Annotated in this window: 21 protein-coding genes; 10 read left to right on the top strand and 11 right to left on the bottom strand. The window is 62.7% G+C overall.

Going from position 1 to position 25,015, the window contains the following annotated elements; translation table 11 throughout:
• Positions 1–31: 31 nt before the first annotated feature.
• A complete protein-coding gene (locus ACK56M_RS24230; RefSeq protein WP_013974096.1) occupies positions 32–1,579 on the bottom strand; it encodes an AmpG family muropeptide MFS transporter in 1,548 nt (515 codons plus the stop codon).
• 43 nt (positions 1,580–1,622) lie between these two features.
• Positions 1,623–1,976 (bottom strand): MGMT family protein, encoded by a 354-nt coding sequence (locus ACK56M_RS24225; protein ID WP_003260756.1) that lies wholly within the window; start codon positions 1,974–1,976, stop codon positions 1,623–1,625.
• 166 nt (positions 1,977–2,142) lie between these two features.
• Here ACK56M_RS24225 and ACK56M_RS24220 point away from each other — a divergent pair, with 166 nt between their 5' ends.
• From ACK56M_RS24220 to groL, 5 genes are all read left to right on the top strand, one after another.
• Positions 2,143–3,153 carry a DUF481 domain-containing protein gene (locus tag ACK56M_RS24220; RefSeq protein ID WP_043935899.1) on the top strand — a complete coding sequence of 337 codons (1,011 nt, stop codon included), beginning with the start codon at positions 2,143–2,145 and terminating at the stop codon, positions 3,151–3,153.
• A gap of 149 nt (positions 3,154–3,302) precedes the next feature.
• Positions 3,303–4,034, top strand: coding sequence for a HugZ family protein (locus tag ACK56M_RS24215; RefSeq protein ID WP_015271695.1), 732 nt, complete (start codon positions 3,303–3,305; stop codon positions 4,032–4,034).
• A gap of 67 nt (positions 4,035–4,101) precedes the next feature.
• A complete protein-coding gene (locus tag ACK56M_RS24210; protein WP_015271694.1) occupies positions 4,102–4,563 on the top strand; it encodes an FxsA family protein in 462 nt (153 codons plus the stop codon).
• Between the two features lie 247 nt (positions 4,564–4,810).
• Positions 4,811–5,104, top strand: a complete 294-nt coding sequence (locus tag ACK56M_RS24205; RefSeq protein ID WP_003260750.1) for a co-chaperone GroES — start codon at positions 4,811–4,813, stop codon at positions 5,102–5,104.
• A 48-nt stretch (positions 5,105–5,152) separates the two neighbouring features.
• Positions 5,153–6,793, top strand: coding sequence for a chaperonin GroEL (gene groL / locus ACK56M_RS24200; protein ID WP_411959106.1), 1,641 nt, complete (start codon positions 5,153–5,155; stop codon positions 6,791–6,793).
• 201 nt (positions 6,794–6,994) lie between these two features.
• Here the strand turns inward: groL and ACK56M_RS24195 are convergent, their stop codons facing one another.
• Positions 6,995–7,723 (bottom strand): phosphatase PAP2 family protein, encoded by a 729-nt coding sequence (locus ACK56M_RS24195; RefSeq protein WP_015271693.1) that lies wholly within the window; start codon positions 7,721–7,723, stop codon positions 6,995–6,997.
• 183 nt (positions 7,724–7,906) lie between these two features.
• Between ACK56M_RS24195 and colR the strand changes: the two genes are divergently transcribed.
• From colR to ACK56M_RS24170, 5 genes are all read left to right on the top strand, one after another.
• A complete protein-coding gene (gene colR, locus ACK56M_RS24190) occupies positions 7,907–8,590 on the top strand; it encodes a two-component system response regulator ColR (protein WP_003255215.1) in 684 nt (227 codons plus the stop codon).
• Positions 8,580–9,890, top strand: coding sequence for a sensor histidine kinase (locus ACK56M_RS24185; protein WP_015271692.1), 1,311 nt, complete (start codon positions 8,580–8,582; stop codon positions 9,888–9,890). The genes colR and ACK56M_RS24185 overlap by 11 nt, the downstream gene beginning before the upstream one ends.
• A gap of 107 nt (positions 9,891–9,997) precedes the next feature.
• Complete coding sequence (locus ACK56M_RS24180; protein ID WP_013974088.1) at positions 9,998–10,681, top strand: class I SAM-dependent methyltransferase; 684 nt, start codon at positions 9,998–10,000, stop codon at positions 10,679–10,681.
• Between the two features lie 6 nt (positions 10,682–10,687).
• Positions 10,688–11,389: a lipopolysaccharide kinase InaA family protein gene (locus ACK56M_RS24175; protein ID WP_013974087.1), complete on the top strand. Its 702-nt coding sequence runs from the start codon at positions 10,688–10,690 to the stop codon at positions 11,387–11,389.
• A complete protein-coding gene (locus ACK56M_RS24170; RefSeq protein WP_025340525.1) occupies positions 11,386–11,619 on the top strand; it encodes a hypothetical protein in 234 nt (77 codons plus the stop codon). The genes ACK56M_RS24175 and ACK56M_RS24170 overlap by 4 nt, the downstream gene beginning before the upstream one ends.
• A 107-nt stretch (positions 11,620–11,726) precedes the next feature.
• Here ACK56M_RS24170 and ACK56M_RS24165 read toward each other — a convergent pair whose 3' ends face one another.
• From ACK56M_RS24165 to ACK56M_RS24130, 8 genes are all read right to left on the bottom strand, one after another.
• A complete protein-coding gene (locus tag ACK56M_RS24165; protein ID WP_015271690.1) occupies positions 11,727–14,771 on the bottom strand; it encodes a multidrug efflux RND transporter permease subunit in 3,045 nt (1,014 codons plus the stop codon).
• A gap of 12 nt (positions 14,772–14,783) precedes the next feature.
• Entirely contained in the window at positions 14,784–15,932 is a 1,149-nt protein-coding gene (locus ACK56M_RS24160; protein WP_015271689.1) for an efflux RND transporter periplasmic adaptor subunit, read from the bottom strand.
• A gap of 233 nt (positions 15,933–16,165) precedes the next feature.
• Positions 16,166–17,263 (bottom strand): DUF1513 domain-containing protein, encoded by a 1,098-nt coding sequence (locus ACK56M_RS24155; RefSeq protein ID WP_015271688.1) that lies wholly within the window; start codon positions 17,261–17,263, stop codon positions 16,166–16,168.
• A 2-nt stretch (positions 17,264–17,265) separates the two neighbouring features.
• On the bottom strand, positions 17,266–18,330 hold the full coding sequence (locus ACK56M_RS24150; RefSeq protein ID WP_015271687.1) for an imelysin family protein: 1,065 nt from the start codon (positions 18,328–18,330) through the stop codon (positions 17,266–17,268).
• 20 nt (positions 18,331–18,350) lie between these two features.
• On the bottom strand, positions 18,351–19,778 hold the full coding sequence (locus ACK56M_RS24145) for a di-heme oxidoredictase family protein (protein ID WP_015271686.1): 1,428 nt from the start codon (positions 19,776–19,778) through the stop codon (positions 18,351–18,353).
• 277 nt (positions 19,779–20,055) lie between these two features.
• Entirely contained in the window at positions 20,056–21,393 is a 1,338-nt protein-coding gene (locus ACK56M_RS24140; RefSeq protein WP_013974080.1) for an imelysin family protein, read from the bottom strand.
• A 156-nt stretch (positions 21,394–21,549) separates the two neighbouring features.
• Positions 21,550–23,604: a putative bifunctional diguanylate cyclase/phosphodiesterase gene (locus ACK56M_RS24135; RefSeq protein ID WP_411959105.1), complete on the bottom strand. Its 2,055-nt coding sequence runs from the start codon at positions 23,602–23,604 to the stop codon at positions 21,550–21,552.
• A gap of 425 nt (positions 23,605–24,029) precedes the next feature.
• Complete coding sequence (locus ACK56M_RS24130) at positions 24,030–24,998, bottom strand: TauD/TfdA family dioxygenase (protein WP_411959104.1); 969 nt, start codon at positions 24,996–24,998, stop codon at positions 24,030–24,032.
• Between the last annotated feature and the right edge of the window lie 17 nt (positions 24,999–25,015).

Genomic DNA, 25,015 nt, shown 5'->3' with positions numbered 1-25,015 from the left:
CGAAGAGGCCGGTACAGGCAATACAAAACTGTCAGGGCCGCTCGGCCGCCGAACCTTCCTCTGCAACCGGTTTGCCCGGCCCGGCCTCCTGGCGCCACTGCAGGGCAATCAGGATCAGGGTCGGCACGCCAAGGAGGGCAGTGATCAGGAAGAAGTCGTGGTAACCGAATTTCTCCACCATGACCCCCGAATAACCCCCGATCAGCCTTGGCAACAGCAGCATGATCGAGCTGAGCAACGCGTACTGGGTAGCCGAGAACTTCAGGTTGGTCAGGCTCGACAGGTAGGCAACGAAGGCCGAGGTGGCCAGGCCGGAGCTGAAGTTGTCCAGCGAGATGGTCACCACCAGCATTTGCAAGTTCGGGCCCATGTCGGCCAGCATCAGGAACAGAATGTTGGTGCCCGCGGAGGCCGCACCGCCGATGAACAGGATCGGCATGATGCCGAAGCGCACGATCAGCAGGCCGCCAACACCGGCGCCGACCAGGGTCATGATCAGGCCGAAGATCTTGCTGACGCTGGCGATCTGGTCCTTGGTGAAGCCCATGTCGATGTAGAACACGTTGGCCATCACGCCCATTACCGTGTCCGACATGCGATAGGTGGCGATCAGGCCGAGCAACAGCAGGGCCTGCCAGCGGTAGCGGGCGATGAAGTCGTTGACCGGGGTCAGGACCGGCGCGAGGCCGCGACGGCCCAGGCTCGACAGGCACGCCCATGTCAGCAGCACATAGAGGATCAGGCGCAGGAAGGCGCGGTCTTCCAGCAGCAGGTCCAGTGGCGTTGCATCACCGGAGATGACGCTGGACCAGCCGGTATTGAACATCTGGGTGAAGCTGGCCGGTACCGATACCAGCAAGATTATCAGCACGAACACCGAGGCCAGCTGGTGCACCAGCCCATAGCGCGCTGCCGACAGCTGGGTACGCATGGGTACGGGCGGTTCGCGCATGATCAGGGTGGTGAACACGGCGGGCAGCATCATCACCGCGAACATGACGTAGGTGCCGGCCCAGGCCTTGTGCAGGTAGCTGAAGCCAGTGGAGCCGAACCACTCGGCGAAGAACAGGGCACCAGCCGTGGCCAGCAGGGCCGCCACGCGGTAGCCGGCCATATAGCTGGCGGCGAGTGCAGCCTGGCGCTGGTCGTCGGCGATTTCCAGGCGGTAGGCATCGACCGCGATGTCCTGGGTGGCCGAAGCGAAGGCCACCAACACCGCCAGGGCGATCAGCCAAGACAGATGCTGCTGCGGGTCGCACAGGCTCATGCCGACCAGCCCGATCACCACCAGCGCTTGCGACAGCAGCAACCACGAACGCCGGCGCCCCAGGCTGCCGAGCAGCGGCAGGCGCCATTGGTCGAGCAGTGGCGACCACACCCACTTGAAGGCGTACGCCAGGCCGATCAGGCTGGCGTAACCAATGGTCTCGCGGGCCACGCCAGCTTCGCGCAACCACACCGAAAGGGTGGAGAACACCAGCATATAGGGCAGACCGGCGGCGAAGCCGAGCAGCAAAAGTACCAAGGTTGACGGGCTGGCATAGGCAGCAAGCGCAGCGCGCCAGGTTTTACGGGGCATGGGCCAACATCTGCCTCAAGTTTGCGAAAACAAAGCGCGCACTCTAACCGCTGTGCTCCATCGGGCGCCAGCCATGGCGCGTCATATCCACACGATTGTTGGTTACATTTACACCCTCCGCACGCAGGCGCGCCCGTTGTTCATCCCCAGACGGGGTACCCAGTGCCAGGCTCAGGCGGCCGCCTGCGCCGAGCACCCGGTGCCAGGGCAGGCGAGTGTCCGCGGGCAGTTGCCCGAGGGTACGTCCGACCCAGCGTGCCGCCCGCCCAAGCCCTGCCAGTTCGGCCAGTTGGCCATAGCTGACCACCTTGCCGGCCGGAACTTGGCCAAGTACCGAATACAGCACCGTCCGTCGGCCCTCGGCGGAGTCGAGGGCGTGCTCATATCCGTCAGACATCAGGCCCCCTCTGGGCTGCAGATGAAACCGGACCGGCGGTCTGGCAAATGAGAGTTGAACTCAACGGCATGCTCCCGGTCTTTTCTTGCTCTGGTCGTCGTTATCCGGATAATGCCCGGCTTTTTTCGCCAAATCGAACCTGTAGTCCGAAAATCATAGCCCGCTTATGTATTCTAGATCCTTGTTGTGCCTGCTTGCTGCTTCCCTATGCGCCTCCCCGGTGTTCGCCGACACCGTATGGATGAAGAACGGTGACCGTCTCAGCGGCAAGATCAAAGTCTTCGACGGCGGCAAGCTGCTGCTGGAAACCCCCTATGGCGGTTCCATCGCCCTGGACTGGAAAGAGGTCCAGACCCTGGAGAGCGACCAGGAGATGCTGGTCAAGCAGGACGCCTACAGCGGTGAGCGCGCCAAGGCGCTGAAGGCCGCCGAGCCCGGCAAGGTGACCTTGGCCAATGGCGAGGCGCCAAAGACCGTGGAGCTGGCCAGCATTGAGCAGATCATGAAGCCCAAGCCCCTGGTCGAGGATTTCGTGTGGAAGGGCAACGTCGACGTGGCGCTGGACTACAAGCGCGCCGAGAACGACACCGACGACTACGACGTCGGCTTCAAGACCAGCGCCCGCCATGGCCGCTGGCGGCACAATGCCGAAGGCGAATACAACCGCGAGACCAAGGACGACGTCACCACCACAGACAACTGGAGTGCCGAGTATGCCCTGGACCGCTTCCTCACCGAGAAGTGGTTCTGGCAAGGGCGCATGGAGTACAAGCGCGACCGCATCGAAGACCTTGCTCGCCAGCGCACCGTGGGTACCGGCCCGGGTTACCAGTTCTGGGACAACGAACTGGGCGCGTTTTCGCTGGGGTCGCTGATCAACCGCACCGACTTTGAATACCAGGATGGCGCCAAGGACAACTTCTATTCTGCGGCGGTGAAGTGGGACTACACCCGCTACCTGATTGGCAAGAACGTGCAGCTGTTCACCAACGGCGAGTTCGCCAAGCCGCTGGGTGGCGTGGCCGACTATGCGCTGGATGCCGAGGTTGGCCTGCGCTACAAGGTCACTGAATGGGCCTCGCTCAACCTCAAGGCGGAGAAGGACATCATCACCGGTACCCGTGAGAGTGACCTGGACAAGACCCGCTATACCGCAGGCTTCGGCGTTACCTGGTAAATCTTTGCGGCCCATCGCGACACAGGATGTACGCGATCCCTTGTAGGAGCGGCCTTGTGTCGCGATGGGCTGCAAAGCAGCCCCATTGGCACTGGATCTGATAATGCTTATCTTGTCCCATCCAGCCCGATATCAGGAGCCGCCCCCAAGTGAGTACCAATGCCATCCGTCCCGCCCGGGAGCTGCTGCTCAAGGAATACCGCGGCGTGCTCTCGACCCATTCCAAGTCGATGCCCGGCTACCCCTTCGGCTCGGTCGTGCCGTACTGCCTGGACGCCCAGGGCAACCCGTTGATCCTCATCAGCCGCATCGCCCAGCACACGCACAACCTGCAGAAGGATCCCAAGTGCTCGCTGCTGGTAGGTGAGCGCGAAGCCGAGGACGTGCAGGCCGTGGGGCGCCTGACGGTGATGGCCGAGGCGCACAAGCTGGTGGAGGAGGCCGCCATCGAGGCTGCCGCAGAGCGTTACTACCGCTATTTCCCGGACGCGGCCAACTACCACAAGGCCCACGACTTCGACTTCTGGGTGCTGCAGCCGGTGCGCCACCGCTACATCGGCGGCTTCGGCGCGATCCACTGGCTTGACCAGGTAACTCTGGCCAACCCGTTCGCCGGTAAAGCCGAGGCAAGCATGGTCGAGCATATGAACAGCGACCACGCCAACGCCATCGCCCACTATGTGCAACTGACCGAGCTGCCAAGCCATGCGCCAGCGCAGATGGTCGGGGTAGACAGCGAAGGCATGCACCTGCGTATCGGCCAGGCGGTGCACTGGTTGCCCTTCCCAAGTACTTGCAACACGCCGACACAAGTCCGCGAAGCCCTGGTTTTGCTGGCTCGCGCCGACCAGTGGCCGGTTGCGACGGAAGTCGAGGGTTGAAAACCCGAGCGCACGCATCCATCTGTTGGTCTTACAGGAAGGTTCTCTTCCGACGAGGAATGCTTTGATGCGTGCTTTTCTACTGCTGTTTCTCCTGTTTCCCGTGCTGGAGCTGTTCGTCTTCGTGAAGGTCAGTGCCGCCATCGGTTTCTTCCCAGCACTGCTGCTGATCATCGCCGGCTCCGCCCTGGGTGTGCTGGTGATGCGCGTGGCCGGGCTGGCAACCGCACTGCGCGCCCGTGAAAGCCTGCAGCGTGGCGAACTGCCCGCCGAGGACATGTTTCAGGGCATGATGCTGGCCGTTGGTGGTGGCCTGCTGTTGCTGCCAGGTTTCATCAGCGACGTGCTGGGCTTGCTCTGCCTGCTGCCATTCACCCGTCACCTGGCCGCGCGCAAGATGCGCGAGCGTGCCGAGGCCCAGGCCATGCGACAGCGCGCCTTCCAGGACGACCCGTTCCAGGCCCGGCCGAGTGATGGCGGGCATAGGCCGAATGTGATCGAAGGCGAGTACGAGCGCCGCGACAAGTAATAACCGGGGGCCGCTTTGCGGCCCCAGCTTTTTGCGGGGCCAAGGCGCTAATGAAAAATTTTCTGAAGCAAGCCTTGTAATTGAATATGGCGGCCTCATGTAGTGGTCACCGCAAGGTTTCTGGTGGCAACACCAGGCATAACTCAGGTGGTTCGCCCATTGCGGGCCACCCCGGCAACGCCGGACAGCAACAACCCGCCGGTGTCGACACCGGCCGATGAAAACCACAATTTGGGAGAGATCGACAATGAAGCTTCGTCCTCTGCATGACCGCGTCGTTATCCGTCGCAGCGAAGAAGAATCGAAAACCGCTGGCGGTATCGTCCTGCCGGGTTCGGCCGCTGAAAAACCAAACCGCGGCGAAGTCGTCGCCGTCGGCACCGGTCGCATCCTGGACAACGGCGAAGTTCGCGCACTGGCCGTGAAAGTGGGTGACAAAGTGGTTTTCGGCCCTTACTCGGGCAGCAACACCGTGAAAGTCGATGGCGAAGACCTGCTGGTCATGGCCGAGAACGAAATCCTCGCCGTTATCGAAGGCTGATTTCCCCGACTTCCCGTTACTCCAAAGAATTCCAAGGATTAAACGATCATGGCTGCTAAAGACGTAAAATTCGGCGATTCCGCTCGTAAGAAAATGCTGGTTGGTGTCAACGTTCTGGCTGACGCGGTAAAAGCGACCCTGGGCCCGAAAGGCCGTAACGTGGTGCTGGCCAAGAGCTTCGGCGCTCCGACCATCACCAAGGACGGCGTTTCCGTCGCCAAGGAAATCGAGCTGAAAGACGCCTTCGAGAACATGGGCGCCCAACTGGTCAAGGAAGTTGCTTCCAAGGCCAACGACGCTGCCGGTGACGGCACCACCACCGCTACCGTCCTGGCTCAGGCCATCGTCAACGAAGGCCTGAAAGCCGTCGCTGCCGGCATGAACCCGATGGACCTGAAGCGCGGCATCGACAAGGCCACCGCTGCCGTCGTCGCCGAGCTGAAGAACCTGTCCAAGCCATGCGCCGACTCCAAGGCCATCGCCCAGGTAGGTACCATCTCCGCCAACTCCGACAACTCCATCGGTGAAATCATCGCCGAAGCCATGGAAAAAGTCGGTAAAGAAGGCGTGATCACCGTTGAAGAAGGCTCGGGCCTGGAAAACGAACTGTCGGTCGTTGAAGGCATGCAGTTCGACCGCGGCTACCTGTCCCCGTACTTCGTCAACAAGCCGGACACCATGGTTGCCGAGCTGGAAGGCCCGCTGCTGCTGCTGGTCGACAAGAAGATCTCCAACATCCGTGAGCTGCTGCCAGTTCTGGAAGCCGTTGCCAAGGCCGGCCGCCCACTGCTGATCGTTGCCGAAGACGTTGAAGGTGAAGCCCTGGCTACCCTGGTAGTCAACAACATGCGCGGCATCGTCAAGGTTGCTGCGGTCAAGGCTCCGGGCTTCGGCGACCGCCGCAAGGCCATGCTGCAGGACATCGCCGTCCTGACTGGCGGCCAGGTCATCTCCGAAGAAATCGGCCTGTCGCTGGAAACTGCTACCCTGGAGCACCTGGGTAACGCCAAGCGCGTCATCCTGTCCAAGGAAAACACCACCATCATCGACGGCGCTGGCGCCGACAGCGAGATCGAAGCACGCGTCAAGCAGATCCGTGCCCAGATCGAAGAGACTTCCTCGGACTACGACCGTGAGAAGCTGCAAGAGCGTCTGGCCAAACTGGCTGGCGGTGTTGCCGTGATCAAGGTCGGTGCCGGCACCGAAGTTGAAATGAAAGAGAAGAAAGCCCGCGTTGAAGACGCCCTGCACGCAACCCGTGCAGCCGTTGAAGAAGGCGTGGTACCTGGCGGTGGTGTAGCCCTGGTTCGCTCCCTGGCTGCCATTGCCAACCTCAAAGGCGACAACGAAGACCAGAACGTCGGTATCGCCCTGCTGCGTCGCGCTGTTGAAGCGCCGCTGCGCCAGATCACTGCCAACGCCGGCGACGAGCCAAGCGTTGTCGCTGACAAGGTCAAGCAAGGTTCGGGTAACTTCGGTTACAACGCTGCTACCGGCGAATACGGCGACATGATCGAGATGGGTATCCTGGACCCAGCCAAAGTCACCCGCTCGGCGCTGCAAGCTGCTGCTTCGATCGGCGGTCTGATGATCACCACCGAAGCCATGGTCGCTGACCTGCCAGAAGACAAGCCAGCTGCTGGCATGCCTGACATGGGCGGCATGGGTGGCATGGGCGGCATGATGTAAGCCAGCCTTACCCCCTGCACCATGAAAAGCCCCGGTTCGCGAGAACCGGGGCTTTTTTGTTTTCCTGTGAGGGCCATTGGGGCTGCTTTGCAGCCCATCGCGACACAAGGCCGCTCCTACAGGATTGCGCCAACACTGGGACTTGCGCTGTACCTGTGGGAGCTGGCTTGCCGGCGAAAGGGCCGCAAAGCGGCCCCTGGGTCAGGCAACGCTACGCTCGGCAGCAGGCACCTCAGCCATTCCCCGCCGATACAGAACCAGGTAATACGACCCCAAGCCGATCAACCAGCAGAACACCGCCGTCCACACGTTGTGCGACAGGAAATGCGCTCCCTGCATCATCCGCCCCAGCGACAGCACCGACCCGGCGACGAAGGCCACCGTCAACGCCACTCGCGCCAGCCTTGGCTTGCGATCACGCAACATGAAAAACAGCCCGAACAGGCAGAACCCGGTGGCGGCATGCCCGCCCGGCCAGCACAGCCCGGGCTTGTCGGTTGCCGGCCGCGGCTCCAGCAGCTTGCTGTAGGTTTCCTTCCCGCCAAACTGAGTCAGGCTCCACGGGCATTGCACCTGGGTCACTTTCTTCAACGGTGTGACAAACGCCGTGGACAGGCCCAGTGCCAGCACCAGGCAGCCCAGCTCACGGCGCCAGCCGAACAGGCGCTTCCAGAAGAAGCTGGCAGCAAAGGTCACCAGCGACATCACTCCCAGCAGGATCACCCCCTGCTTGACCCTGTCATGCAGGATGTTCTCCAGCAAATAGCTGTGGCGGCCGATGAACTGCCCGGCAGCAGGGTCGAAGAACAGGTTGGCAATGTCCATGTCGACCGAGGTCAGTTCCAGCAGAATCAGGCCGATTGCGGTCGCCAGGGGTAGCCCCAGATAAAGCCAGAAATTGATCGGGCGGGGGCGATTTGGTTGCTGCATGGCGGCTCCAGGGCGCGAAAAAGATCGGGCATTGTCGGCCGCCCGCTATCCTGTGTCCGTGAAGGATCAGTGAAAAAACCGTCAAGTGCGCTGAATTTTCCCTGGGGCTGGCACCCTGCAGGCATAGGCCTTAAGCTGCGCCTGCCGCGCACCACAGCGAGAAGCGCCGCACAGGAGAAACCGATGCGCATTCTTTTGGTTGAAGACAACCGCGATATCCTGGCCAACCTGGCCGATTACCTGGGCATGAAAGGCTATACCGTCGACTGTGCCCAGGATGGCCTGTCCGGCCTGCACCTGGCTGCCACCGAGCACTACGACCTGATCGTGCTCGACATCATGTTGCCGGGCATCGACGGCTACACCCTGTGCAAGCGCCTGCGCGAAGACGCCCGCCGCGACACGCCGGTGATCATGCTCACCGCCCGCGACCAATTGGACGACCGCCTGCAAGGCTTCCGCTCCGGTGCCGACGACTACCTGCTCAAGCCCTTCGCCCTGTCGGAGCTGGCCGCCCGCATCGAAGCGGTGCTGCGCCGGGCCCAGGGCGGTGGGCGCCGCACCTTGCAGGTGGCCGACCTCAGTTATGACCTGGACACCCTCGAGGTCACCCGCCAGGGCCGCTTGCTCAAGCTCAACCCGGTCGGCCTCAAGCTGTTGGCGGTGCTGATGCAGAAAAGCCCGCACGTATTGCGTCGCGAAGTGCTGGAAGAAGCCCTGTGGGGAGATGATTGCCCTGACAGCGACAGCCTGCGCAGCCACGTGCACCAGCTGCGCCAGGTGATCGACAAGCCGTTTGAAAAACCGCTGCTGCATACCGTCCATGGCGTCGGCTATCGCCTCGCCGAGGGCCGTGATGGAGTTTAAGCAAAGCCTTGCCCAGCGCATCATCATCGCCTTTGCCCTGATGAGCGCGCTGGTGGCCGGGGCCTTCGCCTTTGGCATCGTCGGCACCGTGCACCTGGTCGAAGAGCGGCTGATTTCCTCGGTGCTGGGCGGTGACTTGCAGCGCTTGCTGCGCATGGACAGCGTCAGCGACTGGAGCCACCGCCCCCGCCCCGACCAACTGTTCTATTTCAGCGGCGGGCGCGACGACTTCGAACTTCCCAAGGACCTGCGCCACCTTGACCGCGGCTTCCACGAGGTATTCCGCGATCAACTGTCGTACCACGCCATGGTCGAGATCGTTGATGGCCGTCGCTATGTGCTGTTGCAGGACCAGAGCGACTTCGAAGAGCGCGAGCGCTTGCTGTTCGCTGTGGTGGTGGTGGGCTTCGTGCTCAGCCTGGTACTGGCGGTGATCCTCGGCTGGCTGGTGGCGCGCCGGGTGATGGCGCCGGTGATCCGCCTGGCGCGCCAGGTACGCCACCGTGACCAGTTGCTGGGGCTGGCCCCGCCGCTGGCACCGGACTATGCCGCGGACGAAGTCGGCCAGCTGGCGGTAGCCTTCGACGATACCCTGGGCCGCCTGCGCGATGCCCTGACCCGCGAACGGTTGTTCACCAGCGACGTCAGCCATGAATTGCGCACACCCTTGATGGTGCTGGCCACCTCGTGTGAGCTGCTGATGGAAAACCCGACGCTGGACGCCCGCTCGCGCAGCCAGGTGGAGCGTGTGGCGCGGGCCACGGAAGAAATGCGCGAGCTGGTCAAGACCTTCCTGATGCTGGCCCGGGCACAGCGCGACGAGGGTGCGGTGGCATCGCGGGCCACCCTGCGGGAGGTGGCTGACGAACTGGTCGGGGTTTGGCGCGACACCATCGAGCAGAAGGGCCTGGCCTTGTATTACGATGGCCGCGTCAGTGCCAGCCCGGTACTGTACAACGCCACCTTCCTGCAGTCGGTAATGGGCAACCTGCTGCGTAATGCCGCGCACTACACCGACAGCGGCTACATCCGCCTGAGCCTGGAAGCCAACGGCTTCAGCGTGGAGGACAGTGGCGTGGGTATCCCGGAGGAACAGCGCGAGGCGATGTTCCGGCCGTTCGTGCGCGGCGATGAGCGGCGCGGTGAGGGCCTGGGCCTGGGCCTGTCGTTGGTACAGCGCATCTGCGATGACCAAGGTTGGCATGTCACCCTCACATCAACCTTGCCCCACGGCTGCCGTTTCGTGGTCGACCTGAGCAATACCGCGGCCAAGGGCGATCCGGAGGCTTTGGTCGAGTAATCTGTGGTAACAGGTCATTCGGCGCTCAACATATTTTTCACACCAGCATGACCTGATTCATACGCTTGCTTACCTAATGTGGGCGGAATGGAGTCAGGAGATGCCCAATGCGTAGCCCCATCAAGCTTGAATTTTCCGAGAAGTACGACAAAGAACATGCCCGCGAGTACTTTCTCAAGCACCAGGATGGCCTGGCGCGACGCCTTTCCCACAAGCGTGATGAGCAACTGGCGCGTCGTGCCTTGGCATTGGCTGGTGAGCCTGGGCTGGTCCTCGACCTGCCATGCGGTGCTGGCCGCTTCTGGCCGTTGCTGGCAGAAAAGCCCAACCGGGTGATCATCGGCGCCGACAACTCAGAAGCGATGATCGAGACAGCCTGTACCGCGCAAGCGCCAGAGGTGGTGGCACGGGTACGCCCTTTGCAGACTTCGGCATTTGCCATCGACTTGCCGGACAATTCGGTGGACAGCATCTTCTGCATGCGCTTGTTCCACCACATCGGCGAAGCGGCGCACAGAAAGACCATTCTTTCGGAGTTTCAACGGGTTAGCCGTGATAGTGTGATCCTGTCATTGTGGGTGGATGGTAATTTCAAGGCCTGGCGCCGGAAAAAACTGGAACAGCGCCGCAGGTCCAGGAAGGGCGACCAGGACAACTACCAGAACCGTTTTGTGTTACCGGCCGATACGGTCGAAGAAGAATTCCGAGCCGCCGGCTTCAGAATCCAGGAACGCCTCGATTTCCTGCCGTTCTATGCCATGTGGCGGGTATATGTATTGCGTAAGGGGTAGTGTTTGATGGCTGTAGCCCAGAGCGGGGAGTCGCGGTTCGATTTTTACTGGCGCCAGCAGGGCGAGTGGGTCGAGGAGCCTAACCAGCGCCGTGGTGGCGAGAGCGGTGTGCAACGCCTCGACGATGGCAATGGCAAGCTGCTGTATGCCAAGCGCCAGGTCGGGCATATCTACCGTAGCCTGCTGCACCCTTTCGGCCGGCCGACCGTATTGCGTGAGCTCGATGCGTTGAACAGCTTCGAGCAACTGGGGGTGCGTGTACCGCGCATCGTCTTCTGTGGCGCCGAACGTGGTGCCGACAAGCAGTGGCGTGCGCTATTGGTGAGCGAAGCACTCGACGGTTTCGTCGAACTCGATACCTGGCATGCCGAAGGTGCCCGCGAGCGTTACCCGCAGGTGGTGCATGAGCGCATGCTCAAGGACCTGGCGGACAACCTGGCGCGCATGCACCTGGGGCACTGGCAGCACGGTTGCCTGTATGGCAAGCATGTGTTCGTCAAGGTGATTGGCGAGGGCGAGCAGGCCCGGGTCGAAGTCGCGCTGCTGGACCTGGAAAAATGCCGTCGGCGCATCAGCTGCCAGCGTGCGGCGGGCAATGACCTGCGCCAGCTGCGCCGCCATTCGTCGATGAATGACGCGGAATGGCAAACACTGCTCTATTTTTACCAGATGGCGTTTGGCAGCGCTGTCAAAGGGTTAGGGCAATGAAACTAGAAATAGCTCGAGCTTTGTTCCTGGTAGCTGGCCTGGCGGTGACCACCGTGGCGGTGGCTGCCTGGGAGGAGCCGAGGCCGACGGTGTTCAGCAAGGCCGAACTGGCCGACCAGTGCGCGTTGCCGCGGGATGTGAAACCGCAGCAACAGGCCGAGGCCGCGCCGGATCAGGACCTGTTGCTGTTCCTGTTCGGCATGCGCCAGGGGTTGCGGCCGTTCGGTTGAACCCGGTGGTAGGTGGGAATGCCAGAGGCCTCGCGATCGCGGGGCCTATGGCATTTTTGCCTCTGCCTTGCCGGCCTCTTCGCGGGTTTACCCGCGAAGAGGCCGTTTCAGGCAACCGATGTTTCCCTGGCAACCGCCTTGTGCGCCAGCAGGGTGTAGATACAAGGCAACACGAACAGGGTAAATAGCGTACCAATCGACATCCCGGTGGCAATCACCGTACCGATGTCAAAGCGGCTGACCGCCCCCGCACCAGTCGCCAGGATCAGCGGTACCATGCCAAATACCATCGCTGCCGTAGTCATCAGCACCGGCCGCAGCCGAATCGCCGCGGCTTCCTCGATCGCCTCGCGCACACTCATGCCGCGCTCCTCACGTAACTGGTTGGCGAACTCGACAATCAGGATGCCGTGCTTGCTGATCAGCCCAATCAGTGTCACCAGCCCGACCTGGGTGTAGATATTCATGCTCGATACGCCAAGGAACAGTGGCAGCAGCGCGCCACAGATCGACAACGGCACCGTCACCAGTATTACCAGTGGGTCGCGGAAGCTTTCGAACTGCGCCGCCAGCACCAGGAAGATGATCGCCAATGCCAGGCCGAAGGTCACCCACAGCGCGCTGCCTTCCTGCACGTACTGGCGCGCCACGCCGGCATAGTCGAAGGCGAAACCTTCCGGAGCCTCCTCGCGGGCGAGGCCCTGTACGGTCTGCAGCGCCTCGCCCAGGCTGACCATGGGCACGCCCTGGATGATCGCCGAGTTCAGCTGCTGGAACTGGTTGAGCTGGCGCGGGCGGGCGCGGTCGGTGAGGGTGATCAGGGTGGATAGTGGCAGCAGCTGGCCCTGGTCGTTCTTCACGTAGTAGTTGTTCAGCCAGCCGGGGTTGTCGCGGTAAGGCCGCTCGACCTGGGCAATCACCTTGTAGCTGCGGCCTTCGAGGGTGAAGCGGTTGATTTCCGCCTCGCCCAGCAAGGTCGCCAGGGTGCTGCCCAAGGTGTCCATCGACACCCCCATCTGCGCCGCCTTGGCCCGGTCGATATCCACCACCACCTCGGGCTTGTCGAAGGCCAGGTCGATGTCGAGGAAGGCGAACTTGCCGGATTCCTGGGCGCGGGCCTTGATGCGCTGGGCCACATCCAGCAGTGCCGGGTAGTCGCCAGCGCTGTTGATCACGAACTGGAATGGCAGGCCCTCGCCGGTGCCGGGCAGCGACGGCAGGTTGAAGCCGAAGATCTGCAGGCCACTGATTTCTTCGAGCTTGCTCTGCACCAGCGGCAGCAGCTCCATCTGCGTGCGCTCGCGCTCGTTCCAGGGTTTGAGCAGGAAGCCGCCGATGCCGGTCTGCACGCCATTGAAACCGTTGATCTGGAACGACGAGTAATACTCGGGGAAAGCCTTGAACAGCGGGGTGAATTCGTCGGTATAGGCGTTGAGGTAATCAAGGTTGGCCGGCTGGGGTGAACTGCTCATCATGAAGATCACCCCCTGGTCTTCGTTGGGCGCCAGTTCGTTCTGGGTGAACTTCAGCAGTACCGGAATCAGGCACAGAATGATCACGGCAAACACCAGCACGACGGGCCGGCTGTCGAGGGTGGTGTGCAGCAGGCGCTGGTAGCGCACCTTCAGGCGTTCGAACAGCACGTCCAGGCGGTGGGCAAGGCCGCTGGGGTTCTGTTCCTGACGCAGCAGCAGCGCGCACATCATTGGTGACAGGGTGAGGGCAACGATGCCGGATATGATCACCGCACCGGCCAGGGTCAGGGCAAATTCTTTGAACAATGCGCCGGTCAGCCCGGTGAGGAAGCCGATCGGTGCATACACCGCCGCCAGGGTGATGGTCATCGACACCACCGGCATGGCGATTTCGCGGGCGCCCTCGAGGGCGGCGTCGAACGGCGACTTGCCTTCTTCCATGTGACGGTGGATGTTCTCCACCACGACGATCGCGTCGTCCACCACCAGCCCGATGGCCAGCACCATTGCCAGCAGGGTCAGCAGATTGAGCGAATAGCCCATCATCTGCATGAAGAACAGCACGCCGATCATCGACAGCGGAATGGTCACCACCGGAATCAGCACCGAACGCAGGGCACCGAGGAACAGGAACACCACCACGATGACGATCAGTACAGCTTCGCCGAGGGTCTTGATCACTTCGTCGATGGAGGCCTGGATGAAAAGCGTGGCGTCATAGGCGATCGATACCTTCAGCGCCGAGGGCAGCTGGCTTTCCAGCTCGGGCATGATGCGCCGCACTTCCTTGATGACGTCCAGCGGGTTGGCGGCTGGTGTGGCCTTGATGCCGATGTACACCGATGGGGTGCCGTCGAACGAGCTGACCGTATCGTAGTTTTCCGCCCCCATCTCGACCCGCGCCACATCGCCAAGCAGCACGCGGCTGTCGCCACTGGTCTTGACCGGCAGGGCGGCGAACGCCTCGGCCGACTTCAGCTCGGTGCTGGCGTTGATGCTGGTGACCACGTATTCACCCTTCACCTCGCCGGCCGCGGAAAGGAAGTTGTAGCGGCGCACGGCATTGGTCACGTCGATGGCAGACAGGCCATAGCCCGCCAGTTTCACCGGGTCGATCCAGATGCGCATGGCGAATACCTGGTTGCCGAGGATTTCCGCTTCGGCCATGCCCGGCAGGGTCGCCAGCTTGGGCTGGATCACCCGCGACAGGTAGTCGGTGATTTGCGGGTTGCTCATCTCTTTGCTGTAGAAACTGATGTACATAAGCGCCGAAGCATCGGCGGCTTCCTTGCTCAGTACCGGGTCTTCCGAGTCCTGGGGCAGCTTGTTGCGCACTTCGTTGGCCTTGGCCAGCAGTTCGGTGAACAACCGGTCGCTGTCGGCGCCGATGCGGGCGTAGATGGAAATGATCGAGAAGTTCTGTCTGCTCACCGAGGTCATGTAGTCGATGCCTTCGGCGCTGGCCAGGCTTTGCTGCAGCGGCTGGGTGATATAGCCCTGGATGGTCTCGGCGTTGGCGCCGGGGTAGGCGGTGGTTACCGTGATCAGGGCATTTTCCATTTGCGGATACTGGCGGATCTGCAGCTTGTTCCAGGCCTGGAAGCCCAGCAGCAGGATCAGCAGGCTCACCACGCTGGCCAGCACCGGGCGGCGGATGAACGGGTCGGTGAACGCCATGCCAGCCTCCTGTCAGTCCTTGCCCGGCGTGCCCTGTGCGGGCTTGAGGGCTTTGTCCTGGCCGATGCGGATCGCGGCGCCGGGGGTGAGCTTCAGTTGGCCGGCGGTGACCACCTGTTCCCCGGCCTGCAGGCCCTTGCTGACCACCACCACGCCGTCACGGCGCTCGCCGGTCTGCACCGCGCGCTGCTCGGCGGTGAGCTGCGGCTGGCCCTTGTCGTCGTTTAGTGGCTTGCCGTCCTTGTCCTTTTTCGGCGTTGCGACATACACCGAGTTGCCATACAGGGTGTAGGTGATGGCGCTTTCAGGCACCACCACTTGTGGCTGCGGGTTGGGTAACAGGATCAGCAGGCTGGCGAACATGCCCGGCAGCAGCTTGCTGTCCGGGTTGGCCATGGTTGCGCGCACCAGCAGGTTGCGCGTGGTTTCCTCGACCTTGGGGTTGATGGCGCTGAGGCTGGCGGGGAAGGTCTGGCCCGGGTAGGCGGCCACCTGCACCAGCACCTGCTGGCCCAGGCTGAGGTGTGGCAGGGCCTGTTCCGGTACGTTGAAGTCGACGTAGAGGCTGGATGTGTCCTGCAGGGTGGCGATCACCGTGCCGGCGGCCAGATAGTCGCCGACGTCCACTTGGCGAATGCCGATGGTGCCGCTGAACGGAGCGCTGATGCTCTTCTTGGTCTTCGATGCCTTGAGCTGGTCGACCACCGCCTGATTGCGCCGGTACTGGGCGGTGAGGCGGTCGAATTCGCCGCGGGAGATGGCCGAGTCGCCGACCAGCTGGCTGCCACGGCCGAAATCTACCTTGGCCAGGCCCAGGTCGGCCTGGGCGGTGCCGAGCAGGGCGGTTTCCTGGTCGTCGTTGAGTTGCAGCAACAGTTGCCCGGCCTTGACCTGCTGGCCTGAGTCGAAATGCAGGGCCTTGACGATGCCTTCCACTTCCAGGCTCAGTTCAACGCCCTGTAGCGCCTTGAGGCTGCCGACGGCGGGCAGGCGCTCTTGCCACGGGCGCTGTTCGGCCAAGGCGGCCGCCACGGTGATGGGCGGCTTGGGGGCAGTGAACATCTGGATCTGCTGGTAGATCGAAAAGGCTTTGTAGCCCCCCAGGGCCAGCACGATCAGCAGAACCACGGCCAACATGATGAGCATGCGGCGGCGCAGCATAGGTCCGGTTCCTTGGATGCGGTTGTTATTCGCTTAGACACGACAACGGGCGATCCTGCCCACGTGTGGATGGGGGAAGTATTGACTGTTTTTTGGGGGAAGGGGAGTGGAATGCCTGGGCCGGCCCCTTCGCGGCTAAAGCCGCTCCCGCAGGGGCCGCGCAGTCAGCGGGTTGCGCTATTCCTGTGGGAGCGGCTTTAGCCGCGAAGGGGCCAGTACAGCCAACCCGAAAATCAGACGAGATGCAGGTGGTTGTCCCAGAAACCGGACGGCAGGTTCATCGGTTGCCCGACCAGTTCGGCCTTGCGGCAATCATAGAACCGGCAACGGCCCTGCCCGGAGGTGACGACAAAGCCGTCCTGTACCGCGCCCACCCCCGCGCAATCGGGCATTGGCGCATCCAGCCGCACCGCGCCGCTGTCCAGGTCCCAGACAAACAGGCGGTTGGCCCGTGGCGCGGTCAGCGCGACCAGCCGCAGCTCGCTGTGGATAGCCACGCTGGCGGTGTACTGGGCCATGGCCTGCAACTGCCGCTCCGGTACCGGGAAGGCCTTGAACGGCTCGCCAGGGCGCTTGATCGCCAGCAATTCGGCGGTTTCATCGGCATCGCCCATGAACTGCTGGCAGGCGGCGATGGTGCCATCGCTGCCCACCGCCAGGTGGCGCACGCTGTTCATCTGCTGGGCCAGGGTTTCCTTGCTCAGCAGGGTGCCGTCGCGCTGCATCAGCACCAGGCTCGGTTCCATGGCGTCGAGGTTCATCTCCACCCGGCTTTCGGCTTCGGTGCGGATACCGCCGTTGGCCACGATCAGCGTTTCGCCGTCCGGCAGCCAGGCCACTTCGTGCGGGCCGATGCCGTGGGTCGGAATCTCCCCGCTGTGCACCAGGCGCTCGCCTTCGAAGCGGTACACGCCGAGTACGCCACGCCCCGGGTCGGTGGTGTCGTTCTCGGTGGCATACAGCCATTCGCCACCTTTGTGGATGACCGCGTGGCCGTAGAAGTGCCGGTTCGGCTGCGAGGTGACGGTTTGCAGCAGGCGCCCGTCGCGCAGGTCGACCAGGTAGCTTTCGGTGCCGGGACGGCGGGCGACGAACAGGGCGATCGGCAGGTCCGGGTGATGGATGATGGCATGGCAACGTTGGGCGACCTGGGTGCTGAACACCTGGGTGCCGTCCAGGCGGAACGCGACCGCATAGTGCTTGCCGTCGCCGTCGTCACGCGCCGACAGCAGCAGGGGCTCGCTGCCTTTGTTGCGGAACAGGCTCCAGCCGCCCAGGGTGAGGGCGCTGAGCAATACGCTACCGAGTTTGAGGGCCTGGCGTCGCAGCATGATCAGTCACCGTCGTTGGCATTGAAGCCCAGCTGGATGTTCAACGCCTTGGCCAGCTCGCCTTCGTGCAGGCGGTGGACGACGTTGAGGCTGTCGTAGATCTGGTTCAGGGTTTGCTGGCCAGCGTCGTCGGCCAGCAGCTCGCCCAAGGTTTTCTGGTTGTCGGCCAGCAGTTTGAGCGAGGCAGCGTAGGCGACGTCGATCTTGTCTGCCAGGGCTTTCTGATCGCTGGACAGCAAGCCGCGCAGGCCTTGGTTGTCGACCCCGACCCAGACCGCTTCGGCGGCCTTGAGGCTGGCCTCCAGGCTCTTGAGCGAGCTGTGGCTGCGCCAGGCTTCGGCCTGCAGTGGCTGCGGAATGCCCTTGCTCTGGCGGCCCATCGGCGCACCGAGCTTTTTCTTCAGGCTGTCCAGGGCGGTGACCTGGGCGCGCAGCAGGTCGGCGATGGCCTCGTGGGAGTCGGCGTAGCGCTGGTTGGGGAACTTGGTCATCTGCGAGAGCATGCCGTCGGTGCTGTTCCAGCCCTTGAGGATCTCTTCGGCCAGGGTTTTCTGGTGTTCACCGATGGCCACCAGCAACGGGCAGTAGCGGGCTTTCTGCTCGGCAGTGGCGATGTCCGGCTTGCTGTCGAACAGGATGTACTCGTAGGCCGACAGGCCACGCACCACCACGCTGGCCTTGCCCAAGGCCGCGGCATCGACCGGCTGGTCTGCGTTGACCAGCTGCTCGACCTGGCGGCCGACCAGGTTCTTCTTGTCGGGCCAGAACTGTACTTGCCAGGCGCGGTTGCCTTCGGCCAGCGGGCCGACCAGCAGCGGTTGCAGCTCGGCCCAGGCTTTTTGCGCATTGAGGAAGTCGGCACGGGCCTTGTCCAGGGTTTCCTTGCCTTCGCAGTAGGCCAGGGCGCTGGCGGCCAGCGTGCGGTCGGCTTCGACCCAGCGGCTGTAGGTGGGCAGGATCACCTGCTTGGCGATGGCAGCGGAGGTCACGGCTTGCGGGTCCTGCGGCGAGCAGGCGCCGAGGGCGAGTGCGGCGAGGCTGGTGAACAACAGTTTGGGTCGGAACATGCCCGGCTCCTTTGCGCTTTTTAAAGTGAGTTCAGGAAAGCCAGCAACGCGGCACGCTGCTCGGCATTGAAAGTGAGTACGAAATTGCGTGCCGACTCGGCCTCGCCACCGTGCCAGAGCACGGCCTCGAGCAGGTTGCGGGCGCGGCCGTCGTGCAGGAACTGGCTGTGGCCACTGACCGTTTCGCTCAGGCCGATGCCCCACAGTGGCGGGGTGCGCCAGTCCTGGCCGTTGGCGGCGAATTCGGTGCGCTCGTCGGCCAGGCCCGGGCCCATGTCATGCAACAGCAGGTCGCTGTAAGGACGGATCAACTGGTTGGCCAGCTCCGGCTCGGCGGCATTGGCGGCTGTGGTGAACTGCGGTGTATGGCAGCCCTGGCAGCCGGCCTGGTAGAACAGGTTCTTGCCCGCCAGCACCTGCGGCGAGCCCACGTCGCGTCGGGCCGGTACGGCCAGGTTGCGCGTGTAGAAGGTAACCAGGCGCAGGATGTTGTCGCTGACCTCCTTTTCGCCATCGGCACCGTCGCCGTTGGGCGCGGCCAGGCAGTCGGACTGCGCCTGGGTGCAGTCATCGTTGGGCTGCAGGGTGGTGGTCAGGCCCATGTCGCCGGCAAAGGCATGCACGTTCTGCTGGTTGACGTTGGGCTGCCCGGCCTTCCAGCCGAAGCGGCCGACCACGGTTTTGCCCTGGGCGTCATCCCACACCCGGTTGGCCCGGCCGCGGATGCCGTCGCGGTTGCGGTCGTCGGGATCCTCGTTGGCCAGCAGGTCGGCCTCGGGGATGGCTTCGAGCAGGCCCAAGCCGATCATCGGCGGCGCCACCCGCGCCGAAAAGCGCGTGTCGGGGTGCATCACGCCATAGCCGAGCTGGGTGATCTGCAGGGCCGGCTTGCGCAGCTCGACCTGGTGGCCATCCTCGAACGACACCGTTTCGCTGGTGTAGCTGACCCGCACCTTGCCTTCCGGCGTCACGCCGGGGATGGCCATGTCCTGCAGCTGGGTGCCATAGACCGGCTCCGGCACCACGCCGAGGCGTTCGACCACCTTGGCCAGGTAGGGCTGGTCGGGGATCGACAGGCGTACCAGCATCGATACGGCGTTGCTGTCGCCCGGCTCTGGCGGGTGGCCGCGGCCGTCGCGCACGTGGCAGTTCTGGCAGGCATTGGTATTGAACAGCGGCCCCAGGCCGTCACGGGCGGTGGTAGTGGACGGGGCGATCACCCAGGGGTTGCGGAAGAAACTGTTGCCTACGGCGAAATCCAGGCGCCGCTCGGGCGAGAGGTTGGCCGAGGGCAGGGAATAGGCATTGCGGTCAGTGCGCTGCACGGTGGCTTTGCCGCCCGACAACGCTTCGCCGGGCTCGGCCTGGGTGAAACGCGGGGCGTCATCGCAGGCGGCAAGGGCAAAGGCCAGCAGCAGGGGGGAGAGTCGGGACAGCGACAAGGACATCGAAAATCCTGGGCGTGAGCGAAAAACCGGCGTGCAAGCTTAGCAGGGTGAGGGAGTTTGAATAAGAGCAATTTGCAATTGCTGGATGAAATCGGTGTCAGTTGGCCATGGTTTGTGGTTGCCTGGTCGGGCCCTATCGCCGGCAAGCCAGCTCCCACAGGTACCCCACAGCCTCTGAGCCCAGTGGGGAACCTGTGGGAGCTGGCTTGCCGGCGATAGGGCCGGAAGCAAAAAAGGCGACCCGAAGGCCGCCTCTTTCAGAACCGCTACAGCAGGATCAGAACTCGTGATCCGCGGTATCCGGGTTCAGGTTGGCAATGCCCAGCTTGCCCGCGGCCTGCTCGATCGCACCGGTCTGCTTGACCAGGGAGGCGATGGCGTCACGCACGATCTGGTTGCCGGCTGCGTTGTCGGCAGCGATCAGCTGGTCGTAGTGCTCGCCCTTGAGCGCGTGGTCGACGATCACCTGGATCTTGGCTTCGGTGGCTTCCAGGTCGGCCTTGAGGGTGGCGTCGGCAGCCGGGTCCACTTTGGCCACCAGCGACGACAGGCTCGGGCCGGTCACCTTGCTGCCGTCCGGGCGGGTGTACTCGCCCAGGTAGACGTTGCGGATGCCCTTGGCATCGTAGAAGTGCGAGTAGTGGGTGTTGTCGCTGAAGCAGTCGTGCTCGTCTTCCGGCGAGTTGGCCTCCAGCGAAACCTTCATGCGCTCGCCAGCCAGTTCGCCCAGCGACAGGCTGCCCATGCCGAACAGCATCTTGCGCAGGCCGTCGTTGACCGACTCGGCTTCCAGCTTGGCGCGGTAGTTGTCGGCAACGTTCGGTGCCCAGTTGCCGACCATCTCTTCGAGGTCCTTGACCAGCAGGTCGGTGACCGCTTTCAGGTAGGCACGGCGGCGGTCGTTGTGGCCACCGGTGGCGCCCTTGCCTTCCAGGTAGTCCGACGCCGGACGGTTGCCAGCGCCCGGGCCGGTGCCGTTCAGGTCCTGGCCCCAGAGCAGGAACTCGATGGCGTGGTAGCCGGTGGCGACGTTGGCTTCAGAGCCGCCCAGTTCGTTCAGGCTGGCCAGCTTCTCGGGGGTGATGTCCTTGACGTCGATCTTCTCTTCGCCCACCTGGATCTCGGTGTTGGCGATGATGTTGGCGTTGGCCGCCGGGTTGCCCAGGGCGTGCTCATAGCTCTTGTCGACGTAGTCGATCAGGCCTTCGTCCAGCGGCCAGGCGTTCACCTGGCCTTCCCAGTCGTCGATGATGGTGTTGCCGAAGCGGAATACTTCGCTCTGCAGGTACGGTACGCGCGAGGCGACCCAGGCTTCCCTGGCTGCTTTCAGAGTTTCGTCGTTCGGCTTGGCCAGGAACGCGTCGACTGCGGTCTGCAGGGTCTTGGCGGTGCTCAGCGAGTCGCTGTACACGGCGTAGACCAGCTCGGCGTAATGCTTGACCACGGCTTTGCCGGCGGCTTCGTCGACAGCCCCGGGCGCTGCAGCGGTGGTGCTGGCGGCAGCAGGTGCCTGGGCTTGCGGCGCGGCGGCCTTGTCGTCCTTGCCTTCGCCGCAACCGGCGAGAGCGATGGCAATGGCCAGCAGACTGGCGGAGGCCAGAGGCATTCGAATCATTATTGGTTTCCTGCGTCGTGTGGTTGGACCAAGGGGTGGACGGTGCGCCGTGGCACGCGAAACGACAACATCATGCGAAAGATTTGCATTTGCTGTAAAGGGGCGGGCATGCAATTCGTGTAAATGCCGGTCACGGGCTGTAATCGGGCAGGCGGCTCAGAACATCGAAACCTGGTTTCGCTGTGCCTGCTTGAGGAAGTTGGTCAGCTCACGGGCCGACAGCGGCTTGCTGTAGTGGTAGCCCTGGCCCTCGTGGCAGCCCTGGGCGACGATGTAGGTTTCTTGTTCGGCGGTTTCCACGCCTTCGGCGATTACCTGCATTCCCAGGCTCTTGCCCAGCTGGATGATGGCGCGGACGATGGTGGCGTCGTCATCGTCGTCCAGCAGGTCCTGGACGAAGCTCTTGTCGATCTTGATCTTGTCCAGCGGCAGCGATTTCAGGTAGCTGAGCGACGAGTAGCCGGTGCCGAAGTCGTCGATGGCAATCAGTGCTCCGGAGCGGCGCAGGCTCAGCAGGTGCTGGGCGGCGGTGCTGATGTCTTCCATCAGGCCGGTCTCGGTGACTTCCAGTTCCAGGCTGCGTGGTGGCAGGCGGTAAGCCTGCAGCAGGTTGTTGACCACCCGCGGCAGCTCGTTGTGGTGCAGCTGTACGGTGGACAGGTTGACCGCCATGCGCAGGTCGCTGAAGCCCATGTCGTGCCATTCGCGCAATTGCCGGCACGCCTGGTCGAGCACCCATTCGCCGATGCCGATGATGCTGCCGTTCTGTTCGGCCAGGGGGATGAACTGGTCCGGGGGCACCATGCCCAGCTCCGGATGTTGCCAGCGCAGCAGTGCTTCGACACCGACCACGCGGTGGTCGCGGTAGCTGATCTGTGGCTGATACACCAGGTACAGCTGGTTGCGTGGCAGGGCTTCGCGCAGGTCCTTTTCCAGTTCGCGACGGCGGCGCATCTCGCTGTCGACGCTGGCGATGTAGAACTGGTAGCGGTTGCGCGAACGGGCCTTGGCCAAGGTCATGGTCTGTTCGGCTTTCTGCAGCAGCTTCTCGGTGCTGTCGCCGTCTTCCGGGAACAGGGTGATGCCGATGGTGGCGCGCAGGCGGATCTGCTGGTGGTGGTCGAGGTCGAACGGCACTTCCAGGTCGTCGAGGATACTCTGCGCCAGTTCGGCGGCCTCGTAGGGCTGCTCGATATTGGCCTGCACCAGGGCGAACTGGTCACCGCCCAGGCGTGCCAGGGCGCCCAGTCGGCCGCTGTGGGCGCGCAGGCGGTCGGCCAGGGCCAGCAGCAACTGGTCGCCGACCTGGTAGCTGAACTGCTCGTTGATGCCCTTGAAGTCGTCCAGGCCTACGCACAGTACCGCCACGCGGTGTTGCAGGCGGCCACCGTCGACGAGGATCTTGTCCAGTTGCTGCTGCAGTTGCTGGCGGTTGGGCAGGCCGGTGAGGAAGTCGTACTGGGCCATGCGTTGCAGGCTGTTTTCCGCCTCGTGACGCAGATGGGTGTTGCGCTCGATCGAGGCCAGCAGCTGGTTGGCGGTATTTACCCACAGGCCCAGCTCGTTCTTCTCGTGGCCCTTGAGCAGCGGTAGCTGATGCTGGCTGGGGCGGTCGGGGTTGATCTGGGTGAGGTGCTCGATGATCTTCGACAGCGGTTTGGTCAGCAGCCAGTGGTAGACCAGGTACAGCACCAGGCCCATGGCCAGGGCCCGCAACACGCCGGAAATGAAGATGATCACGGCGTTGATCAGGAAATCTTCGCCGTAGGACGAGGTGCCGAGGGTGATGCTCAGGTCGCCGTAGTATTCGCTGTAGGGGCCGCGGCCGACCAGTTGCGTGCTGTAGGTACGTTCCTGGCCGAGGATCAGGTCGGTCAGCCAGCGCATGGACATGTCCTGCAGCGGGCGGGACTTTTCTGCGAGCATGGTTTCGTTGGGGTGGCCAATGGAGGCCATGCGTACCGATTCATCCTGGAACAGGCCTTCAATCACCTGCATGCCCATTTCGCGGTCGAGGCTATATACCGCCTGGGTCGAGGGGTCGCGGAACATGTCGAGGATGCGTTGGGCATCGCTGTTCACGGCTTGGCGGGTCTTGTAGGTGTCGTAGACGATTTGCGCACAGCTGAGCACGACACCGACCGCTAGCGCCGACAGCAGCACGACCCTGAGCAACTTGACCGACAAGCTGTTCCGCAATTCCAGCTTCAATGGGGGTTTCCTTAATCCATGCGCATGGCATCATTTTGCCATCAACGATGACGATACACTATCGGCCGACCATCAGAAGTGTATCGGTTGCCTGACCCCGCAACTTGAATGCGCCGTGACAATCTTCCAGAGGTTTGATGTTAGCGTGGTATGCGGGCTGAGCAAGCGTTTTGCGGGTGGGGCGTGGATGAAAACCGTGTCGACCGCTTCGCGGGCAAGCCCGCCCCCTCAGGCATGGCACATTCCTCCAAATGGAGTAGCGCCTGTGGGGCGGGTCTGATTTACACGCCGCTGGAGAAGCGGACGGATCCCTGCGATGAAAGGCAACCACCTGTGTACGCATGCAGACGAGCACAGCATCCGCCATCAGGCAGGCACTGTGAAGGCACGCGTTATCGGGCAGTTACAGTAGTGCGGGGAAAGGGTTATTGGCGATTGGCACTGCTGGCCGGCCATTGTTCAAGTTCGGCACAGGGCGGGGTCAGGAACATGTCCGACTGAAACCGAATCCCGTAACTGTAATCGATGAAGGCAGGCGCGTTCTCGGCGGCGGCAATATTGTATTTCTGGAACGGCAACATGGCCCTGCGCACCGGCGACTGGTTGAGAATATTCTTGAATACCATGCTGGTGTCATCGGCAATCCACAGCCTACGGACTTTTCTTTTCATGTTGCCGTCAGTGAACTGGTGGCGTGCATGCAATACTCGCAAGTTGTCCATGACCAGGATTTCGCCGGGTTCCAGGCTAATGTTGGTGATGTAGTCCGGGTTGGTTGAATATTCATCCTGGATATACTGGAAGGCGGAACTGGCCCATTCCGGACTGAACGCAGTGCTGTCATACCGGTAGCGAATACGCAGTTTGTTCTCATTGACCTTTTCGAAGACAGAACAATCGATCGACAGCAGGTCATCACGGCAGTACGTGACACTGCCACTGGTCATCAGGATCCTCAGGATGTCGGGATGATTCACCAGCAGGTCATTATAAATGCGTTGCCCATCCACCAGGAAGTTGTCACCGCCAAACTGCGGTTTGGAAACGCACTGCAGAATGACGTATTTGGGCGGGGTAATCTTTCTGGCAACCCCATCGATATACGCCATGCCATTGAGGAACGAGCCATCCGTATGGGGATAGAAGTCGCTCGACAGTTCGCCGTGGTAGTCGTCCCTGAACGCTTGCCAGTCCTTGTTGATCGGATCGCCGCCGCCGACCACGCCAGTCTTGTCGGATTTGGTATGGAACTGGATCAGGCCGAACCGGCCTGCCACCGCGCGAAAGGCCTCGAGCGAATCGTCCTCGGGGTTGATTACGCAATATCCATGTTCATGAAGAAAAGTCGGGATCCCCTGGCTGTCCTTGGAATCAAACTTTTTACGCGCGATCATTTCAAACTCCTTGTTTG

The sequence above is a fragment of the Pseudomonas sp. s4 genome (assembly GCF_046764235.1).
Classification (GTDB): Bacteria; Pseudomonadota; Gammaproteobacteria; order Pseudomonadales; family Pseudomonadaceae; genus Aquipseudomonas; species Aquipseudomonas asiatica.
Note: the sequence above shows the minus strand (reverse complement) of the source record. Positions and strands in the feature narration are given on the sequence as shown.

What these genes read in the sequence shown, in the direction of transcription:
- ACK56M_RS24230 (WP_013974096.1), bottom strand. Translation starts at nt 1,579, where the DNA reads ATGCCCCGTAAAACCTGGCGCGCTGCGCTTGCTGCCTATGCCAGCCCG.
- ACK56M_RS24225 (WP_003260756.1), bottom strand. Translation starts at nt 1,976, where the DNA reads ATGTCTGACGGATATGAGCACGCCCTCGACTCCGCCGAGGGCCGACGG.
- ACK56M_RS24220 (WP_043935899.1), top strand. Translation starts at nt 2,143, where the DNA reads ATGTATTCTAGATCCTTGTTGTGCCTGCTTGCTGCTTCCCTATGCGCC.
- ACK56M_RS24210 (WP_015271694.1), top strand. Translation starts at nt 4,102, where the DNA reads ATGCGTGCTTTTCTACTGCTGTTTCTCCTGTTTCCCGTGCTGGAGCTG.
- ACK56M_RS24205 (WP_003260750.1), top strand. Translation starts at nt 4,811, where the DNA reads ATGAAGCTTCGTCCTCTGCATGACCGCGTCGTTATCCGTCGCAGCGAA.
- groL (WP_411959106.1), top strand. Translation starts at nt 5,153, where the DNA reads ATGGCTGCTAAAGACGTAAAATTCGGCGATTCCGCTCGTAAGAAAATG.
- ACK56M_RS24195 (WP_015271693.1), bottom strand. Translation starts at nt 7,723, where the DNA reads ATGCAGCAACCAAATCGCCCCCGCCCGATCAATTTCTGGCTTTATCTG.
- colR (WP_003255215.1), top strand. Translation starts at nt 7,907, where the DNA reads ATGCGCATTCTTTTGGTTGAAGACAACCGCGATATCCTGGCCAACCTG.
- ACK56M_RS24185 (WP_015271692.1), top strand. Translation starts at nt 8,580, where the DNA reads ATGGAGTTTAAGCAAAGCCTTGCCCAGCGCATCATCATCGCCTTTGCC.
- ACK56M_RS24180 (WP_013974088.1), top strand. Translation starts at nt 9,998, where the DNA reads ATGCGTAGCCCCATCAAGCTTGAATTTTCCGAGAAGTACGACAAAGAA.
- ACK56M_RS24175 (WP_013974087.1), top strand. Translation starts at nt 10,688, where the DNA reads ATGGCTGTAGCCCAGAGCGGGGAGTCGCGGTTCGATTTTTACTGGCGC.
- ACK56M_RS24170 (WP_025340525.1), top strand. Translation starts at nt 11,386, where the DNA reads ATGAAACTAGAAATAGCTCGAGCTTTGTTCCTGGTAGCTGGCCTGGCG.
- ACK56M_RS24165 (WP_015271690.1), bottom strand. Translation starts at nt 14,771, where the DNA reads ATGGCGTTCACCGACCCGTTCATCCGCCGCCCGGTGCTGGCCAGCGTG.
- ACK56M_RS24160 (WP_015271689.1), bottom strand. Translation starts at nt 15,932, where the DNA reads ATGCTGCGCCGCCGCATGCTCATCATGTTGGCCGTGGTTCTGCTGATC.
- ACK56M_RS24155 (WP_015271688.1), bottom strand. Translation starts at nt 17,263, where the DNA reads ATGCTGCGACGCCAGGCCCTCAAACTCGGTAGCGTATTGCTCAGCGCC.
- ACK56M_RS24150 (WP_015271687.1), bottom strand. Translation starts at nt 18,330, where the DNA reads ATGTTCCGACCCAAACTGTTGTTCACCAGCCTCGCCGCACTCGCCCTC.
- ACK56M_RS24145 (WP_015271686.1), bottom strand. Translation starts at nt 19,778, where the DNA reads ATGTCCTTGTCGCTGTCCCGACTCTCCCCCCTGCTGCTGGCCTTTGCC.
- ACK56M_RS24140 (WP_013974080.1), bottom strand. Translation starts at nt 21,393, where the DNA reads ATGATTCGAATGCCTCTGGCCTCCGCCAGTCTGCTGGCCATTGCCATC.
- ACK56M_RS24130 (WP_411959104.1), bottom strand. Translation starts at nt 24,998, where the DNA reads ATGATCGCGCGTAAAAAGTTTGATTCCAAGGACAGCCAGGGGATCCCG.